We start from the raw sequence: 17004 nt of genomic DNA, 5'->3' as shown, positions 1-17004 counted from the left end.
GTTGAGGTGCTGGTGGAAAAGCTTCAGGGGTCCGGCCAGGTTTCCTGCGGCCGACGAAAATGCACTAGTCCAGGCGGGCCCGTCTTGTCATCCGGCGCATTTGCGCCGGGCGTAAAAAAAGGCCCCGGGGGGCCTTTTGTCACTGAAGTTTGGAGGTGATGTTGTGGTCGATCCACTGCGGGTCCCACCATTCGATGGGCTGCACCTCGACACCGGAAACCAGCACGCCGAAGTGCAGATGGTCTCCGCCGGCCATGCCCGTGGCTCCGGTCTTGCCGATGGTCTGGCCGCGCTGGACCGTCTCTCCCTTTTGCACGTGGATTTCGCTCAGGTGCGAATACAGGGATTGCAGACCGAACCCGTGGTCGATGACGACCACGTTGCCGTAGATGCCCATGAATTCGGCCAGGACGATGCGCCCGGTGTTTCCGGCCGGAACCGGGGAGGCCGCAAGGGACGCCAGGTCCACGCCCAGATGGGTCTGGTTGTCCACGGCCTTGCCATCATACTTGTAGGTTCGGTTGTCGGCGAAGGCCGCCATGGGCGCACTGTTGGGCAGGCGGATGAAGGTACCGTCCCAGAGCTTCTGGGGCACGGTGTCCTTGCCGAGTTGAATCAGCGAGCCCACGTTCTTGGCCCGAAGCTCGGAGTTGACCTTGAGGAAGATGTCCAGGGGCGTGGCCGCGTCGGGATAGAGGTCCGCGAACTGACCCATTTTCGACTGCAGGAAATTGTCGGAGATGTTGATGTCGTCGTGCCTGAATTTTTTCATCAGAGGCCGAAAGTTGAATCCGATTGTCGATTCGTTGCCCGCCAGATCCCCGGCCACCAGGATAGGCGTGACGGCCTTGGGATCGGCGTTGAAGGGCAGGGCGAAGAAGCACAGGTATTTTCCGGGCTGATAGGGATAGCCGGGGAAAAAGTGATCGCCCAGCTTCACGCCGCTCGCGGCCAGTTCCTCGTTGGTGCTGTAGACCACAAGGCCGGTTCCGCCATGGTTGACGTTGTGCTGGCCTGAAAGAACGGAGATGACCGGAGGCTTGGAATCGATGTCCATCTGGCGCACGACCTGAGCCCTGTTGCCACGTCCCAGGCGGTGCCAGGAGGTGTCCTTGACCGTGACCGTCAGGGTCAGGGCCTCGTTCTTGATGCCTGTCTTGGGGAGGGTGAATTCTTCGCGCAGCTCCCTGGTCCCGGCGGGCAGGTTCTTGTTCATGATCTCGATGCTGTTGCTGCCCTGGGTGGCGACGACAAGCACGCTGCGCAGCGCGGAGTCCTTGTCCGCCGCCGTGATGGTGAACACGGTTCTGGTGCTGGCCGTGGTCTGCTCGGGAGTCAGGGCAAGAGTCGGCGGATTCCATTCCGCCTTGACGTAATACATGGCTCCGATGGCTCCAAGAAGAAGCAGGATGACAAAAAAGAAGGCTGTAGAGATACGGTTTTTCATACCAAATGCTCGTTGTTTGAGGTCTTGTATGTGGGGATGGCGGGCAGGGGGCCGCGCAAGTCCGAATGTCAGGCGCTAATGGGGACGCGAAAAATCGCCGCAAGCATGAGCCATGCTACGGACGCGGTTCAGTTTTGGCAAGTTATGAAGAATTTAAAAGCTGATCAGTTGATTTCCCATTTGTTTCAGCATGTTGCTGCGCTCCAGGCTTTGCCGCCAGACCTGGGGGATGAGATCCCGGCCGTACCATGCGCCGGCAATTTGGCCGTATGCGGCCAGAGCGCGTGGGCCATGAGGGAGGCATTTGATGCTGCCTTCGGCAAAGGAATCGCTGTCGCTGAATGCCTCCATGGCCGCCCGCAGGGCGGCCGCCACCTGCGATTCGGCTCGGCGGGGAGCGGCGGAACACAGCTGGGCGATTTCGGGGATGATGTCCTCCGGGAGCCCTGGGCGCAAAATCCGCGATTTTTCCGTGGTGTGCAGCGCCTCGAAGATCATGGCCGCCAGCAGTCGGCAGGCGTCCACGCTCTGGGGAGAGGCGTGCGTGGTGGCGGTCGATTTGGCGCAGGCATCGAGCATGGCATCCCTGGAATCCGTGAAATACATGACCACCGGAGCCACTCGGGCCAGGCAGACATCGCCCTGTGTCAGGCTTTCGTCCAGCGGGTTCCAGGTGCGCTCGAAGCGCAGTATGGCCTGCTTGACGGTGTCGTCGATGAAGTCGCAGGTCTCGGTGGAGCTCAGGTAGCCGTAACGAAACCAGCTCGTGTAGCGGACCATCTGGTCGCGCTGGTCGATTCCGCCGATTTCGATCAGGCTCTCGGCCAGGCTCAGGGCCATGGATGTTCCGTCACCCCAAAGGCCCGGAATCAGCGGCGCGTTTTCGGATACGCTGGAGGGGTTCGATTTTGCCAGCGCTTCGCAAACCGCAAGGCCGACCAGACTGCCCAGTGACTTGTCCGAATCAGGCCTTGGCACGATCAAGCTCCTCCTGCTCGTACTTGCGCTGCACTTCGTCGTAGGCGTCGGCCAGTTCGCGCAGAATGGCCAGGGATTGCTGGGCCTCCAGCAGGTCGAGCTTGCGGATGGCGAATCCGGCGTGGATGATGACGTAGTCGCCAAGGGACGGCTCTCCGTCGAGGAGCATGAGAGACGCGGTGACGAAGGTCTCGCCTTCGCCGACCCGGCACTGCGCGACGCCGTTTTCAATGGATTCAATTTTGGCGGGAATGGCCAGACACATGGTGACTCCTTAGTTCGGGGTGCAGGTTCCGCCGGCGGATTCGATTTCGCGGATAACGGAATCGATCATCACGGGCATGGACGAGACGGCCGTTGGCGAAAGTTCCAGGGCCATGGAATCGTAGTCGAAGGGCTCCATGCCGATGACCACGGCTTCGGGACGATTTCCTACAATTTCGCACATGCCAAGGGTATCGACAAGGTCGGTCTGGTGCATGGAATCGCGAAAGGCCAGGCTTTTGCGCAGATCATCGCCCATGAGCCGGTACACGGAGCCGGGCTTGTCGTCGCAGAGAACCGCGTCGCAGACGATCAGGTAGTCCGATTCGATGATCGGCCCCATCAGCTTGGTGCCCAGCGTGCCGCCGTCCATGAGGGTGACGTTGTCCGAAAATTTGTATTTTTCCTGCATCTGCTCAATGCAGCGCACACCGATGCCTTCATCGGTGAAAAGAATATTGCCCACGCCAAGAACGAGAATGCGTTTTTCAGTCATGAACGTATCCATGTTTGAGGAATTAAAAAGAAATGCTACGCAAATTTGTGGGTTGATTCAAGAGCGGGAAGGGCCCCGAAATCGGGGCCCTTATTATTTTACAGAATCTTGAATTTGCGGACCTGGTTGGTCCTGGAGTCGATGACATGCACGCCGCAGGCGATGCATGGGTCAAAGGAGTGCACGGTACGCAGAATTTCCACCGGGCGTTCGGCATCGGCGATGGGCGTGCCGATAAGCGCCTCTTCCACTGCGGACATTTTGCCGGCTGAGCAGCGCGGTCCGAAGTTCCAGGTAGAGGGTACGACGAGCTGGAAGTTCTCGATCTTGCCGCCCTTGATCTTGATCCAGTGGCTGAGCGCGCCACGGGGGGCATTGACGTAGCCCACGCCTTCGGCTTCGTCGGGCATGGTCCAGTCCTGATAGATCTTGTTGTTGCCGCTCTTCACGTTCTCGGCCAGTTCGTTGACCCAGTCCATGAGTTTGTCGGCGATGACCTTGGTCTCGATGCCGCGGGCGGCCGTACGTCCAAGAGTGGAGAAGAGGGCCGGAGCACCGACTCCAAGATAGCCCAGCACGTAATCGACGAGTTTCTTAACTTCCGGATGTCCCTTGCCGTAAGCGATCAGAACCGTGGCCAGGGGGCCGGTTTCAACGGATTCGCCATTGTAGCGGGGCGCCTTCATCCAGGAATAGCGGTCGCGGTCTTCGTAGCTGGTGTACTGCGGTTCGGTCACGCCCGTGTATGGGTGGTGGGCCTTGTCGCCCTGGTACCAGCTGTGGCGGACGTGTTCTTCGATCAGCTTGGGATCGAAATTGCCGACTCCGCCGATGTTGCGGTTCATGATCACGCCCTGGGGAATCCAGCGGCTGTTCATGTCGCTCTCGACGGAGGGGAATTCGCCGAAGCTCAGGAAGTTGGTGGTGCCGCCGATGCCTGCCCAATCCTTGTAGTAGGACGCCACGGCCAGCAGGTCCGGGATGTAGCATTCGTCGATGAACTGCTTGGTTTCCTGGAACAGGCCCACGAATTCGGCGATGCGCTCGTCGGTCAGACTTTCGTAACAGGTCACGCCGCCGACAACGGTGAACTGGGTGTGCGGGTTCTTGGCGCCGAAAACGGCCATGGCGCGGGCTGCCTTGACCTGCAGATGCAGGGCTTCAAGGTAGTGGGCGGTGGCGATGAGGTTTACTTCCGCGGGCAGATAGTAGGCTTTGTGTCCGCCCAGGAAGTAGGCGTTGGTGAAAATGCCGAGCTGGCCGGAATCGACCAGGCCCTTGACCTTGTCCTGTACGGCTTTGAGGTCTTCGGCCTTGGTCACGCGGGACGAGATGGAGTTGGCGATGGATGCGGCCTTTTTGGGGTCGGCGGTCAGCGCGCCGGTGACATCGACCCAGTCCAGGGCGTGCAGATGATAGAAATGCACGATGTGGTCATGCAGGAACTGGGCGGCCAGCACCAGGTTGCGGATGAGGCGCGCGTTGTCGGGCAGGTTCTTGTCCACGCCGACGGCATTGTCCACGCAACGGGTAGAGGCCAGGGCGTGCGTATAGGTGCAGACACCGCAGGAGCGCTGGGTGAAATGCTGCGCATCGCGGGGGTCACGGCCTTTGAGGATCAGCTCCAGTCCGCGGAAAAGCTGGGAGCTTGACCAGACATTGGTGACCTTGCCCTGATCCACTTCGACTTCGATTTTGAGGTGGCCTTCGATGCGGGTCACCGGATCCACGATGATGGGTCCCTTGAAGGTTGTATCCATTGGGGTGGCTATAACACCCGGAGCTTGGTTGGGTTTGCAACCGGACATATGTACTCTCCTCTGATTTCAGTAAATGTTGAGCCTTGAGCAACAGCCTTCTTATGCTTCTTCGTAGAAGGGGGAAGCGGCGTCCCAGAAATCGGGTTCACTGCAGCCGATACAGGGATGACCGGCCTGAACCGGCCAGTTCGTCTGGTTGAACTTGACCTTGGGGCAGTTGTTGTAGGTCATGGGGCCTTTGCAGCCGAGCTGGTACAGGCACCAGCCCTTGCGGGCCTCTTCCGAATCAAAGGAGGGGGCGAACTCGCCGGCTTCGTAATGGGGCAGGCGCTCGCACTGTTCATGCACGGTTTCACCGAAAAACATGATCGGCCGGTTTATGGAATCCATTTCCGGGATGGCCAGACTGTGGGTCAGGAGATGAACGATGGTTCCAACGAGGTTGTAGGGGTTGGGGGGACAGCCGGGGATGTTGACTGCGTTGACACCCAGATGCTTGAGTGCGTCGTTGATGCCCTTGGCCTCGGTTGGGTTGGGGCTCGCAGCCTGAACGCCGCCGTAGGTGGCGCAGGTTCCGTAGGAAATAACGGCGATTGCCTTGGGCAGGATTTCGGAGTTGATTTCAAGCATGGTGCGGCCGCCGACCATGCCGTAGATGCCGTTGTCCTTGGTCGGGATGGCTCCTTCAACAACACAGAGAAAGCCGTTGGGGGAGCTTACGGCCGCGTGCAGGGCTTCTTCAGCCTTGTGTCCAGCGGCGGCCATGATGGTTTCATGGTAGTCGAGGCTGATTGTGTCCAGAATCAGGTCGTCGATAAAGGGACGTACAGCGCGGAGAATGGATTCGGAGCAGCCTGTGCATTCCGCGTTATGCAGCCAGACCACGGAAGGACGCTTGGGGGAAGTCAGCGCCAGGGCGATTTTGTTGGCGAATGACGCCTCCATACCCATGACCGCTGCGATTGTGGTACAGAACTTCATGAAATCTCGGCGTGAGACCCCACTTTTTTCCAACCGCTCTTCGGCCCCGGGTTTGCCTAAACCTACAGAAACCTTCATAACACACCTCCATCAGTGTATGAATAAAAGACAGGCGACAATTGTTGTCGGCCTGTCATGTCCACAATCGGGCAGGATGTTCGTCGAATTCGTGTTGTTGACCCGTGGTGTCCACAATCAGCAAGGATGTTCGGTGAATATTTCCTTTTCTTTCCCGTTACATGGCTATGTATTGGAGGTCAATACGTAGTATGAAAAAAATGATGTAGTATCACATTTTTAGATATAAAAGGAGTTACGCATCACAGAGGCTGATATGAGTGCCAACGTGTTACTTTTTTTATTCTTGTAACACGGCCGGGGAGGTTTTATTTTAGGCTCTCTTGGTTTTTTTCTCTAGATGACTCTGATTCCGGCAGGTTGAAAACTTCTGTCCGAGAACGTTCGCGCGGCCTTGATTCCATGAAATGCCTTTGCCGGCATTTCCTATTCTTGAACTTAGATAAAAGCCTGCGTAGTGATGTGATTGCCCTGCCACGATGGGCCCTGGATGTCCGTCAATCCCTTTGCAAGGAGCTGTCATATGGACAAGCAGATCATTCTGGACGCCTTCATGTTCCGTCATGCCTGCAAGGAGTTCGATCCAAAGATCAAGATTTCCGATGAGGATTTCCTGTTTATTCTTGAAACCGCGCGGTTGTCTCCCAGTTCCTTCGGGTTTGAGCCGTGGCAGTTTCTGGTTGTCCAGGACATGAATTTCCGCAGGAAACTTCTGCCGCACACCTGGGGCGGCAAGCTCCAGATTCCCACGGCGAGTCATTTCCTGGTCTGTCTGGCCATGAAGACGCCCCTGCTCAAGTTCGACAGCGTCGGCATCGCGGATTTCATGCGCCAGATTCAGGAATTGCCCGAGGAGCGCATCACCGCCCGCACGGAATACTACGCCACGTTTCAGCAGTCGGATTTCCGCCTCCTGGACAGCGACCGGGCCATGTTCGACTGGGCCTGCAAGCAGTGCTACATCGCGCAGGCCAACATGATGACGGCCGCAGCATTGATCGGCATCGATTCCTGCCCCATCGAAGGCTATGCGCAGGACAAGGTGGACGAGGTGCTGGCGGAGGATTTCGGCGTGGATCTGAGCGAGTACGGAGTGGCCTACATGCTCGCTTTCGGCTACCGGGCCAAGCCGCCGAAGCGCAAGACGCGCAGACCTCTCGAACAGATGGTGCGCTGGTTCTAGATGTCCGAAAAATTGCAGGATAAAGAGAATATCGTGGCTGAAGACTACACCATCGCGGACGTTTCCAAATATTGCATGGCCACGGACCTGGGGCTTGAGTGCGTCTGCTCGAAACGGACCACGGTCGCCATCGGCACGGGAACCACGGCCAAGAAGGAAGACAGCACCCTCTTCTACTACGCCAAGCAGATCGATGACGATCTCCTGGCCCTGCAGTCCCTCAACGCCCATTGGGCGCCTTCGGGTCCCGCCCTGGAAGTGACCATGCTGGAGCTGATCACCCAGTATCAGCCCGAGGTGGACATGTTCCTGAAGCAGGTCAAACCCGTCATCCAGAAAATAGCCAAGGCCGTGGCCAAGGGCGACCGGCACAGGAAAAACGGGGAGCCCTATTCGGCGGCCATGGAATACAACAACGCCCTGGGACTGGATGAAAAGAACGTCCGCGCCCTGTTCGGCCTGGGGCTTACCTATCTGCAATACAATCAGCACGACAAGGCCGCCACGGTTTTCGAGCAGCTCATCGCCCTGGACGGCTTTGCCTCGGCGGAGTTCAAGCACCTCTTCAATCAGTTCGGGATCGAACTGCGCAAGCAGGACATGCTGGACCAGGCCTGTCGCTACTATTCCCGGGCCATAGAGGTCTGCGCCACGGACGAAAACCTCTATTTCAATCTGGCCAGGGCCTTTGTGCAGGGCGGCAGGATCGGCGAGGCGGAGAATGCCCTGGAGAAGTGCCTGGGCATCAATCCCGGGCACGAGGAAGGGCAGAAGTTCAAGAAGTATCTATGTACGTTGTCCTTTAGCTGAACAAAACCCCAAGCGCACCCATTACGGCTTTGCACGCGGGAGCCGTGATCATTCCGGCGTCGTGTCGCGCAGCCACATGTGCACATGTGGTATGCCCGCCTCCTCGAACTCTTCCCCGCAGGTCGTGAAGCCGTGTCTTAGATAGAATCCTATCGCCTGGGTCTGGGCGTGAAGGTCGAAGCGACTGAATCCGTCCTTGCGGCATTCTTCGAGCATGAAACCGAGAAGCGCGCTGCCGAGCCCCTGCCCACGCCACGCGCGGCGCACGGCCAGACGTTGCAGGAAGGCCCGGTCGCCCTGGTGGCGAATCCGTCCGCAGGCCACGGGTTCGCCGTCTATTTCGCCAAGAATGTGCAGAGCCGTGGCATCATGCATGTCCATTTCATCGGTATGGGCGATACCCTGTTCCTCCATGAACACGATGGCACGGACCATCATCACCCGAAGCTGTTCCTCGGGTGATTGCACGCGTTTGAACATGTTAAGATTCCTGTGCGCCGGACCCCTGGCCCGGCTGGGGTTATTGTTTTTTGGCCGGCTCGGCCTGACTCTTCGGCGCGTCGGTAGCGGGCGCGTCGGGCGGAGCCGGTGCCTCGGTGGTGGCGTTGGTCTGTTCGCTTGAGAAGAGCGGGCGCAAGTTGGCGAATATCTGCTGGATGTAGCCCTTGTCCCAGGCCATCCCGAGAGCCATGAAAAGGGCCAGCAACACGGCCCATTTTTTCCAGGGCGTCTTCTTGTCCGCAAAGGGATCCACTGTGGAACGCTTGGCGCCTTCCGGCAGCTCGGCCAGAGTCGTCAGCGTGGCTCCGAAGGGGATGTTGATGCGGGCCTTGGTGTTCACGGCCCAGCCGCCGGCATCGAGAATGGGAGCCAGATTGCGCTGGCGGAGTTTCAGGTAGGCGATGAGCATGGACGGGCCCGAGATCATGAGCACGAGGCCGCCGATGACCAGCGGCATCTGCCAGACGGAAAGGGTCAGAAATCCGCTCATGACCGAGGCCATGGCCGTTCCAAGAGCGCCAAGGGCGAGGCCGATGGCCGCGAAGATGCCGGCGAACTTGCCCACGTCGAAAGGCGTTGGCGGCTTGGCGGGGTCCGCGCCCGGAGCCATGCCCGACAGTTTCGACCCGGCGGCCGTGCTCACGGCACTGTCCTTGGCGGCCGCGAATTTCGCGATCTGCTCCCCGATCATGCGCCCGAGGCGCTTGTAGGGCGAAAGAAAGGCCTGGCGCACGCTGATGGGGTGCTCGATGATCTTGACGATGGTCGCGTCCCAGTCATTTCCGGCGCGGTCATAGAAGATGCCGTTGCGGCCGACCATCAGATTGTCTGAATCTCCGCCGGTGAAGGCCGCCGCGATATGCATCTGTTCCGTGCTGCCCCGCCGCATGCAGCGGCAGTAGGTGAGATAGGTCTGGCTCAGGGTGGCCAGAGTGGCGTGCGTGTCGGGACTTGCCACGCGCACGCAGAGCTCGCAGGCCCGGCCGTCCAGATACAGGGTGCCGGCCTGGAAAATGGCCTTGCGGTCCTGGGCGTAGAAATCGCGAAAGGCCACGAAATTGTTGAGCAGGACCAGAAGATCGCGGGTGAAGTGCACAAGCCGCGTCACCCCTTCGAAGCTCTCCACCTGTTCGGCCAGGCTCAAATCCTCGGTGATGATCTTTTCCAGCTCCCGGCGGCTGTCTCCATCCATCAGTTCCTGGAGTCGAACGGTTCCAAGGCTCTCCACCTCGGCGCCTGCCTTGGCGGCGAGCCATTCCTCGTGGGGCTTGAGGGTGGATTTGACCAGCTCCCACCGGGACTGCTCCAGACTCTGCACATCTCCGAACAGCGGAACGACCACCAGGGCTTTGAATGTCGACAGGGCTTGCGCCCAGGCGGGATTGAGGCCCGTCTCAAGGGGCAGGGGGCGATTTGCCTCGATTCGCGCCACGGGGAAGTGCACAAGATCCGCATCCAGGCGCAGTTCATGGGCCGAGATGGCTTCGTAGGCGGTCAGGGCCGGGTTCAGGGCCTCTTCGGCCTTGGGATCGTAAGCGGCCAGGTTGCAGCGGGTGAAATAGTCGTCCAGCTTGGGCTGCAAGGAATTCACGATGTCCCGCGCCGCCGTGGTGTCATTTCCGAAGGGCAGGATGGTCCGGGCATTTTCCTGTGCCTGGCGCTGCCACTCTACGTACAGGGCGGCGGCCTGGTAGAATGCCTCGACCTGCTCCGCGCCGATGCCGGGCGTCCCGCCGCGATCCTGCACGCTGCCCACGCAGGCCATGATCTCCTCGATGAGCGCCTGCGTACTCTGGTCGCGGGCCGAAATGGGCGTGATCACCCCGTCTCCGTTGAAAGGGGATTCATGCAGCAGGGCCTCGGTTCCGGCGACCTGCTCGATGGTGATGGCCTCGCTCCCTTCCTGACCCAAAAAGTTCTGGATCTGTCTGGCCGAGGACAAAAGCCGCCGTCCTTCCGGGGTGGAGTCGTCCAGGGCCGCCAGGGGCAGGGAAGAGCTTCCGGCCATGAGGGGGCGAAGGTCGCGCAGCACCGTGCAGACCCAGTTCACGGCGGCCAGGATCTCGGGAACCCTGACCCGGCCGTCGCCGTCGGTGTCGAGCATGGACAGGGTGCGCGGATCGAACTCAAGCCCGTCCACTGGACAGCTCAGGGCCGCCCACAGCTTCTGATCCAACTCGCCAAGATGGAGAAGATCCTCGGCCGTGTCGAGTCGAACCTGATCAAAACCGCCAAGGCGGAAAAAACGCCAGCGGTGCGAGGATGACGAACCAGTCTCCATGCGGTGCTCCTTGTGCGAGGACGATTGGGGGTGCGGACGGTGCGGGTATTTCTTACGCTCAACACGGAACCGATATCAAGAAAGAAAGCCCGTCATACGTGAACCGTATGCCGTCGCCGGGATGCTTTGGACCGTATCGCCGTCGCGTCCTTTTTTTTCCTGCGCGGCGTCAGGGGCAAAGAATGTTCGTCAGCGCGGCGATCTTGCCCCGGATGTCCTCGGCGGCGGTGATCTCGGTGACCAGGGCCATGCACCGGGCACCGTGGTTGGCCACTTCCTTGATGTTGTGCTCCTTGATTCCGCCGATGGCGACAAAAGGCAGATCGATATTGCGCGCGACGAAGTCCAGATAGTCAAAGCCCACGGGCGCGCAGACATCCTCCTTGGTCCGGGTCGCGAAGATCGGCCCGACACCTATGTAATCCGCGCCTCGTGATACTGCGGCACGGGCCTGTTCCGGGGAATGGGTCGAGAGGCCGACGGCCATGCCCTCGCCCACCAGGGCGCGCACGGCCTCGACCGGCAGGTCTTCCTGGCCCACGTGCACTCCGTCGGCTCCCGTCAGCAGGGCCAGATCGATGTCGTCGTTGACGATGAAGGCCGCGCCGGCCTCGCGGGTCATGGCGCGCAGCTGAAGGCATTCCTCGTACTTGAGTCCCATTTTTTTCGTCTTCTCGCGGTATTGGATGATGCGTATCCCGCCGTCCAGCATGGTCCGGACAACGTCCGCGTTGCGCCGTCCCAGGGAGAATTTCTCAGCGGTCAGCCCGTACAGGCCGCCTTCATGCATCAGCCGGGTCACAAGTTCGCGTCCGTTCATGCCTTTTCCTTATATATGGTGTGAAAATGGTTCAGAATCACGTCGGCCTGCATGGCCGCGGCCATGCCCACACAGGGAGACATGGGCGGATTCGGGATGTCGCAGGCCGTCACGTGGTCCCCGACAATGACGAGGCCCGGCCGCACGGCCCGGACAGTCATGCTCCCGGCGCGGCCGAATCCCCCGAGCCCCGACGCCCCGACCACGAGCCGGCCCGTCTGGGTCATGGTCTCGACGATGAGCTTCTTGGTGCGCGGATCGTCCACGGCCTCGACCACGGCGTCGCAGGATCCAAAAAGGCCGGTCATGTTCCGGGCGTTCACATGCAGATGAAGGGCCTCGATCCTGGCCGCCGGATTGATGGCCATGAGGTTGTCGCGCAGGGCCTCGACCTTGGGGCGGCCGACCTGGGCCAGCGTGAAATGCTGGCGGTTGAGGTTGGAAGGCTCCACCTCGTCCGCATCGGCCAGGACAAGGTCCGTGAATCCGCTGCGCACGAGGTGCACGGCGCAGTTGGAGCCAAGGCCTCCGGCGCCGATGATCCCGATCCGCACGGAACGCAGGAAGGAAAGGAAGCCCTCGTCCAGATAACGCTTCAGGCCGTGTTCAAAGGTGTTCACGCGCTGGCCTCGATGGGTTCCCAGTCCTTGAATACGGCCTGATATCCGCGTGAACGCAGCATGGCCTCGATCTCGGCCACGCTGCGCGGGTCGGAGATCTCGAACTGACCGGTCTTTGCGGGTTTGGCGTGTCCGCCCACGGCGGTGCTGACCCCTGCCGACATGCGTGTCACGCCCAGCGGCAGAATGTTGTCGCGAAAGCTCGGAGCCTCGCGGGTGGAGATGGTGATGGACAGGCGCGGCAGGAAGATGCGCAGGGCGGTCATGGCCTGCACCAGCTCCCGGTCGGAAACGATGCACGCCGGTTGAAACGCTCCTGCATGGGGGCGCATGCGCGGCAGGGACACGGCGATGTCCACGCCGGGATAGCGTTTTTGCAGCCAGGCCGCATGCAGGCCGACGGCGTAAATTTCCTGCCGCCAGTCGGTCAGACCAAGGAGCGCCCCGATGTTGACCACGCGCATGCCCGCCTCGGCTCCACGCTGCGGAGTGTTCAGCCGAAACGCATAGTCCCGCTTGGGTCCGGCCGGGTGCAGCTCGGCGTAAAGGACCGGGTCATAGGTTTCCTGGAAAACCGTCAGCCCGTCCACGCCCGCCCGGGTCAGGCGCGCGTAATCCGCCGTTTCCATGGGGTAGACCTCCACGGATATGGAGGGAAACAGGGGGCGCAGCACCTGCACGCAGGCTTCCAGATACGCAACGCCCGCCTTGCGCGGGGCCTCTCCGGTCAAGAGGAGCAGGTGCCTTAACCCCGTGGCGGCGATGGCCTCGCCCTCGGCCCGGACCTCGTCCAGGCTGAGCTGGCTGCGCGGAATGCTGTTTGGGGCCGCGAACCCGCAATAGCGGCAGTGGTTGGCGCAATGGTTGGAGACGTAAAGCGGGGTGAACAGACTCACCGTGCGGCCGAAATGGCTCAGGGTCAGCGCGTGGGCGCGGGCGGCCATGCTCTCCAGGTGCTCGTCCGCGGCCGGGGAGAGCAGGGCCGCGAATGCGGATGCATCGACGCGCGGGAGGTCCACGGCACGGCGCACGTCATCCCCGCTCACGGTTTCGAGATGCAGGGGAGTCTGGCCCAGACGAAGGGCTTCGGACAGAAAGCTCATGACGCGCCTTCCGTCCGGTCCAGAAATCCGGTCAGGGGCGAGGAGGCCTGGGCCAGGGTGGCGACCGCCCCGGGCCCGGCCAGCCAGGCTTCGCGTCCGGCCGTCACCGCCCGTCCGAAGGCCCGGCCCATGAGCACGGGATCAGCGGCCGTGGCGATGGCCGTGTTGACCAGACAGGCCGCCGCCCCCATCTCCATGGCCCGGCAGGCTTGGCTGGGAGCGCCGATGCCTGCGTCGACGATGATGGGCAGCTCCATCTCCTCGATGAGGATGCGGATCATCTCTTCGGTCCGAAGGCCCCGGTTGGTGCCGATGGGCGCCCCCAGCGGCATGATCGCCGCCGCCCCGGCATCGGCCAGGGAGCGGGCCACGTAGAGATCGGGATTCATGTACGGCAGGACCACGAAGCCTTCCCTGGCCAGAGTTTCCGTGGCCTTGGCGGTCTCGTATCCGTCGGGCAGCAGGTAGCGGTTGTCGGAAATGACCTCGATCTTGATCCAGTCCCCGCAGCCCATGGCCCGGGCCAGACGGGCGATGCGCACGGCCTCGTCGGCGTTGCGCGCCCCGGAGGTGTTGGGCAGCAGGGTCATGTGGGAGGGGATGTGCTTCATGACGTTGTCCGTCTTGCCGTCCAGGTCCACGCGGCGCAGGGCCACGGTGATGACCTCGGAGCCGGAGGCTTCGCACACGGGCGCGATGAGCGCGTCGTTGCCGTACTTGCCCGTGCCGGTGAACAGGCGGCTGCTCAGGCGCTTGCCGCCGATTTCAAAAATATCGGTATGTTCCATGGTGATTCTCGCTGTTTGCGGTGTGGGAAAGGTGTCTGGTCGTCATTGCCGGGGCAGGATCAGCCGCCGCCGACAAAGCTCAGCAGTTCGAGCCGGTCGCCGTCGCACAGGCTGGTGGCGGCGAATTTGTCGCCGGGCACGATGCTCTGGTTCAGTTCGGCCACGACCACGGCAGGATCGAGATTCATGGACAGGATCAGACCGTGCAGGGTCTGGCCGGTTTTTATGTCCTGGGTGCGTCCGTTGACGATGATGTGCATGGGTGCCTCCGCGTTTTTGTTGCAGGCCGGGCGGAGCGCAAAAAGAAAACCGCGCCGGATGGGGCGCGGTTCGATGAATGGGTGTTTTCCGGAACCAGCTTCCCTACGGCAGCATGATCTGCGTCAGGTCGTAAGGGTCGGGAACGTGTTCCCTCTCAGCCCATCGGGCTCCCCCAGCTTGTGATGGGTAGCATTATGTGGATCGGGCGGGGTTGTAAAGGTGAGGATGAGGATGAGGTGATTTGCGATGATGAGGTGATTTGCGATGATGAGGTGGTTTGCGATGATGAAGCGGGTTGCGAAGACAGGTCAGGTCACCGAGTGAGCGTTGCGGGGTGTTTTGGGCAAGGGCCGCCGAAACTCCCTCTCCGGCCTCGTAGAGTTCAGCCGTCGCCCCTCTGGACAGCGGCTCGCGCTCCGGACGACACGCGACGGCTGAACAAACGATGCCTGGATCGGTCAGACAGTCGCCGACCCTTGCCCAAAACACCCCGCAACGCTGCCGGACGTTCGAGGCTCCGTCGTTGCGTTGTGAAGGCAAAGACTTCCTCTTTGGCCTCGTAGAGTTCAGCCGTCGCCCCCCCTGAAAAGTGGATCGCGCTCTGGACGACACGCGACGGCTGAACAAACGATGCCTGGATCGGTCAGACAGTCGCCGGCCCTTGCCCAAAACACCCCGCAACGCTGCCGGACGTTCGAGGCTTCGTCGTTGTGTTGTGAAGGTAGTTATTTCTTCTTTTATTTCGAATAGTTGAGTTGATGCGTTAATGAGCGTTCTTGATGTCGCCGACCAGGATTCAATTTGTCGCAGCAAAAGTAGTCATTCCCGCGAAGGCGGGAATCCATCCTGCTGTTGCCTGTCTGTTTTGATGTCGCCGTCCAGGATTCAATCTGTCGCAGCAAAAAGTAGTCATTCCCGCGAAGGCGGGAATCCATCCTGCTGTTGCCTGTCTGTTTTGATGTCACCGTCCAGGATTCAATCTGTCGCAACAAAAAGTAGTCATTCCCGCGAAGGCGGGAATCCATCCTGCTGTTGCCTGTCTGTTCTTGATGTCGCCGACCAGGATTCAATCTGTCGCAGCAAAAAATAGTCATTCCCGCGAAGGCGGGAATCCATCCTGCTGTTGCCTGTCTGTTCTTGATGTCGCCGTCCAGGATTCAATCTATCGCAGCAAAAAATAGTCATTCCCGCGAAGGCGGGAATCCATCCTTATGTTGGCTGTTTGAAAGTAAATGAAATCAGAAGGCAGGGGGATGGATTCAGGGCATGATCGGCGTCGTTTGGAAGGGGGGCCGGGCAGAGGGGAGCCCTCTGCCCGGCGCCTTTTATTTGGCGTATTCGTATCTTTTGGTCACGCGGTCGGAGAGCTGGGCGTGGGCGAAGCCTGCCTGGCGGGATTTGGCGAAACGCTCCTCGGCTTCCTGGCTGCACATGTCGCAGCCCTGAACCGGCACGTGCAGTCCCAGGGATTTGGGCGTTTTGGCGGTTTCGCTCTCGATGATGAGAAGTCCCGGGCAGTGCGGACAGTCCTTGAGACGCTCGACCTGGGTCTCGGTGATGTCGTCCGTGTCGTAGTAGATGGAGCGGCGGCGCGTGAAATATCCGCCCTCGCGCACGGCCTCCGAGGGCCTGGGGTTGAAGTAGACTTCCGGCAGCTGGTCGCACAGGGCTTCGAGATAGTCGATGGTGGATTTTTGTTCGCGAATCTTCTCCCGGTCCAGATCGGGTTCCTGCACGGCGGAGAAATCCACTCCGGCCAGCGCCAGACTGATGCCCAGGTTGACGTAGGGCAGCGCGCCCTTGATGGCGTATCCGCCTTCGAGCACCGCGATGTCTGGTTTGAGCATCTGGGTGAGCTTGGCGTAGCCTTGGGCCGTGAAGTTCATGTTGGTGATGGGGTCGGAGAAGTGGTTGTCCTGCCCGGCGGAGTTGATGATCAGGTCGGGTTTGAAGTGATCGAGGATGGGCATGACGATCCTCTCCACGGTCATGAGATAGCCTTCATCCGAGGTGCGCGGGGGCATGGGCACGTTGATGGTCCGGCCCAGGGCCTTGGGGCCGCCGGATTCCGAGGGGAAGCCCGTGCCGGGATAGATGGTGCGGCCGTCCTGATGCAGCGAGATGAAGAGCACGTCCGGGTCATGCCAGTAGATGTCCTGGGTGCCGTCGCCGTGGTGGCAGTCCGTGTCGATGATGGCCACGCGCAGGTTGCCGTAGTTCTCACGGATCCATTCGATCATGACCGCTTCGATGTTGATGTTGCAGAAGCCGCGGCTGCCGTGGACCGTGCGCATGGCGTGGTGCCCGGGAGGCCGGACCACCGCGAAGGCGCGTTGCCGTTCCTTTTGCATGACCAGCTGGGCCGCGCGGATGACTCCGCCGGCCGAGATGAAATGCGAATCCGTGCAGACGGACTTCACGCTGGGAAAGCAGAAATGGGCGCGCATGATGTCTTTTTCCTCGGCCACGAGGGGGCGGTATTCGCGGATGCCCTCGATGTCGAAGATGCCCTCTTCCCGGAACTGGTCCTGGGTGTAGAGCAGTCGCTCCTCCCGTTCGGGGTGGGTGGGGGAGATGGCCCAGTCGAAGGCCGGGAAGAAAATGATGCCGAGGCTTGATTGTGCGGTGAGCAT

16 protein-coding genes and 1 riboswitch are annotated in these 17004 nt (G+C 60.7%); of the genes, 2 read left to right on the top strand and 14 right to left on the bottom strand.

What is annotated here, in order from left to right; all coding sequences use genetic code 11:
- Positions 1–139: 139 nt before the first annotated feature.
- The 6 genes from BMZ24_RS18475 to BMZ24_RS18450 all read right to left on the bottom strand — a co-directional run bounded on the left by BMZ24_RS18475 (position 140) and on the right by BMZ24_RS18450 (position 6004).
- Positions 140–1447 carry a M23 family metallopeptidase gene (locus BMZ24_RS18475; RefSeq protein WP_092194431.1) on the bottom strand — a complete coding sequence of 436 codons (1308 nt, stop codon included), beginning with the start codon at positions 1445–1447 and terminating at the stop codon, positions 140–142.
- Between the two features lie 153 nt (positions 1448–1600).
- A complete protein-coding gene (locus BMZ24_RS18470; protein ID WP_161949242.1) occupies positions 1601–2425 on the bottom strand; it encodes an ADP-ribosylglycohydrolase family protein in 825 nt (274 codons plus the stop codon).
- Positions 2412–2690, bottom strand: coding sequence for a HypC/HybG/HupF family hydrogenase formation chaperone (locus BMZ24_RS18465; RefSeq protein WP_092194427.1), 279 nt, complete (start codon positions 2688–2690; stop codon positions 2412–2414). The genes BMZ24_RS18470 and BMZ24_RS18465 overlap by 14 nt, the downstream gene beginning before the upstream one ends.
- Positions 2691–2699: 9 nt before the next feature.
- Positions 2700–3185, bottom strand: a complete 486-nt coding sequence (locus tag BMZ24_RS18460; protein ID WP_092194426.1) for a HyaD/HybD family hydrogenase maturation endopeptidase — start codon at positions 3183–3185, stop codon at positions 2700–2702.
- 98 nt (positions 3186–3283) lie between these two features.
- Positions 3284–4993, bottom strand: coding sequence for a nickel-dependent hydrogenase large subunit (locus BMZ24_RS18455; protein WP_092194424.1), 1710 nt, complete (start codon positions 4991–4993; stop codon positions 3284–3286).
- A 51-nt stretch (positions 4994–5044) separates the two neighbouring features.
- Entirely contained in the window at positions 5045–6004 is a 960-nt protein-coding gene (locus tag BMZ24_RS18450) for a hydrogenase small subunit (protein ID WP_092194422.1), read from the bottom strand.
- A 523-nt stretch (positions 6005–6527) separates the two neighbouring features.
- Between BMZ24_RS18450 and BMZ24_RS18445 the strand changes: the two genes are divergently transcribed.
- Together BMZ24_RS18445 and BMZ24_RS18440 are read left to right on the top strand one after the other, a co-directional pair.
- Complete coding sequence (locus tag BMZ24_RS18445; RefSeq protein ID WP_092194420.1) at positions 6528–7187, top strand: NAD(P)H-dependent oxidoreductase; 660 nt, start codon at positions 6528–6530, stop codon at positions 7185–7187.
- A gap of 33 nt (positions 7188–7220) precedes the next feature.
- On the top strand, positions 7221–7997 hold the full coding sequence (locus tag BMZ24_RS18440) for a tetratricopeptide repeat protein (RefSeq protein ID WP_161949241.1): 777 nt from the start codon (positions 7221–7223) through the stop codon (positions 7995–7997).
- A 48-nt stretch (positions 7998–8045) separates the two neighbouring features.
- Here the strand turns inward: BMZ24_RS18440 and BMZ24_RS18435 are convergent, their stop codons facing one another.
- The 8 genes from BMZ24_RS18435 to BMZ24_RS18400 form a co-directional block, all read right to left on the bottom strand.
- Complete coding sequence (locus tag BMZ24_RS18435) at positions 8046–8477, bottom strand: GNAT family N-acetyltransferase (protein ID WP_092194416.1); 432 nt, start codon at positions 8475–8477, stop codon at positions 8046–8048.
- Between the two features lie 40 nt (positions 8478–8517).
- Complete coding sequence (locus tag BMZ24_RS18430) at positions 8518–10779, bottom strand: hypothetical protein (protein WP_092194414.1); 2262 nt, start codon at positions 10777–10779, stop codon at positions 8518–8520.
- 169 nt (positions 10780–10948) lie between these two features.
- Positions 10949–11599, bottom strand: coding sequence for a thiamine phosphate synthase (gene thiE / locus BMZ24_RS18425; RefSeq protein ID WP_092194412.1), 651 nt, complete (start codon positions 11597–11599; stop codon positions 10949–10951).
- Positions 11596–12219: a sulfur carrier protein ThiS adenylyltransferase ThiF gene (thiF, locus tag BMZ24_RS18420; protein ID WP_092194410.1), complete on the bottom strand. Its 624-nt coding sequence runs from the start codon at positions 12217–12219 to the stop codon at positions 11596–11598. The genes thiE and thiF overlap by 4 nt, the downstream gene beginning before the upstream one ends.
- Complete coding sequence (gene thiH / locus BMZ24_RS18415; protein ID WP_092194408.1) at positions 12216–13322, bottom strand: 2-iminoacetate synthase ThiH; 1107 nt, start codon at positions 13320–13322, stop codon at positions 12216–12218. The genes thiF and thiH overlap by 4 nt, the downstream gene beginning before the upstream one ends.
- Positions 13319–14110 (bottom strand): thiazole synthase, encoded by a 792-nt coding sequence (locus BMZ24_RS18410; RefSeq protein WP_092194406.1) that lies wholly within the window; start codon positions 14108–14110, stop codon positions 13319–13321. The genes thiH and BMZ24_RS18410 overlap by 4 nt, the downstream gene beginning before the upstream one ends.
- 59 nt (positions 14111–14169) lie before the next feature.
- Entirely contained in the window at positions 14170–14370 is a 201-nt protein-coding gene (gene thiS / locus BMZ24_RS18405) for a sulfur carrier protein ThiS (protein ID WP_092194466.1), read from the bottom strand.
- 83 nt (positions 14371–14453) lie between these two features.
- Positions 14454–14555: riboswitch (TPP riboswitch) on the bottom strand.
- Positions 14556–15696: 1141 nt separating this feature from the next.
- The gene (locus BMZ24_RS18400) at positions 15697–17004 is read right to left on the bottom strand and encodes a histone deacetylase family protein (protein ID WP_092194404.1); all 1308 of its coding nucleotides are present in this window, start codon (positions 17002–17004) and stop codon (positions 15697–15699) included.

This window comes from Desulfomicrobium norvegicum (assembly GCF_900114595.1).
GTDB lineage: Bacteria > Desulfobacterota > Desulfovibrionia > Desulfovibrionales > Desulfomicrobiaceae > Desulfomicrobium > Desulfomicrobium macestii.
The sequence above is the reverse complement of the archived record's forward strand: the minus strand, read 5'-3'. Positions and strand labels throughout refer to the sequence as shown.

Coding starts and splice junctions, on each gene's coding strand:
- BMZ24_RS18410 (WP_092194406.1), bottom strand. CDS start 14,110: ATGGAACATACCGATATTTTTGAAATCGGCGGCAAGCGCCTGAGCAGC.
- BMZ24_RS18445 (WP_092194420.1), top strand. CDS start 6,528: ATGGACAAGCAGATCATTCTGGACGCCTTCATGTTCCGTCATGCCTGC.
- BMZ24_RS18400 (WP_092194404.1), bottom strand. CDS start 17,004: ATGCTCACCGCACAATCAAGCCTCGGCATCATTTTCTTCCCGGCCTTC.
- BMZ24_RS18465 (WP_092194427.1), bottom strand. CDS start 2,690: ATGTGTCTGGCCATTCCCGCCAAAATTGAATCCATTGAAAACGGCGTC.
- BMZ24_RS18455 (WP_092194424.1), bottom strand. CDS start 4,993: ATGTCCGGTTGCAAACCCAACCAAGCTCCGGGTGTTATAGCCACCCCA.
- BMZ24_RS18450 (WP_092194422.1), bottom strand. CDS start 6,004: ATGAAGGTTTCTGTAGGTTTAGGCAAACCCGGGGCCGAAGAGCGGTTG.
- BMZ24_RS18460 (WP_092194426.1), bottom strand. CDS start 3,185: ATGACTGAAAAACGCATTCTCGTTCTTGGCGTGGGCAATATTCTTTTC.
- BMZ24_RS18475 (WP_092194431.1), bottom strand. CDS start 1,447: ATGAAAAACCGTATCTCTACAGCCTTCTTTTTTGTCATCCTGCTTCTT.
- thiS (WP_092194466.1), bottom strand. CDS start 14,370: ATGCACATCATCGTCAACGGACGCACCCAGGACATAAAAACCGGCCAG.
- thiH (WP_092194408.1), bottom strand. CDS start 13,322: ATGAGCTTTCTGTCCGAAGCCCTTCGTCTGGGCCAGACTCCCCTGCAT.
- BMZ24_RS18430 (WP_092194414.1), bottom strand. CDS start 10,779: ATGGAGACTGGTTCGTCATCCTCGCACCGCTGGCGTTTTTTCCGCCTT.
- BMZ24_RS18435 (WP_092194416.1), bottom strand. CDS start 8,477: ATGTTCAAACGCGTGCAATCACCCGAGGAACAGCTTCGGGTGATGATG.
- thiE (WP_092194412.1), bottom strand. CDS start 11,599: ATGAACGGACGCGAACTTGTGACCCGGCTGATGCATGAAGGCGGCCTG.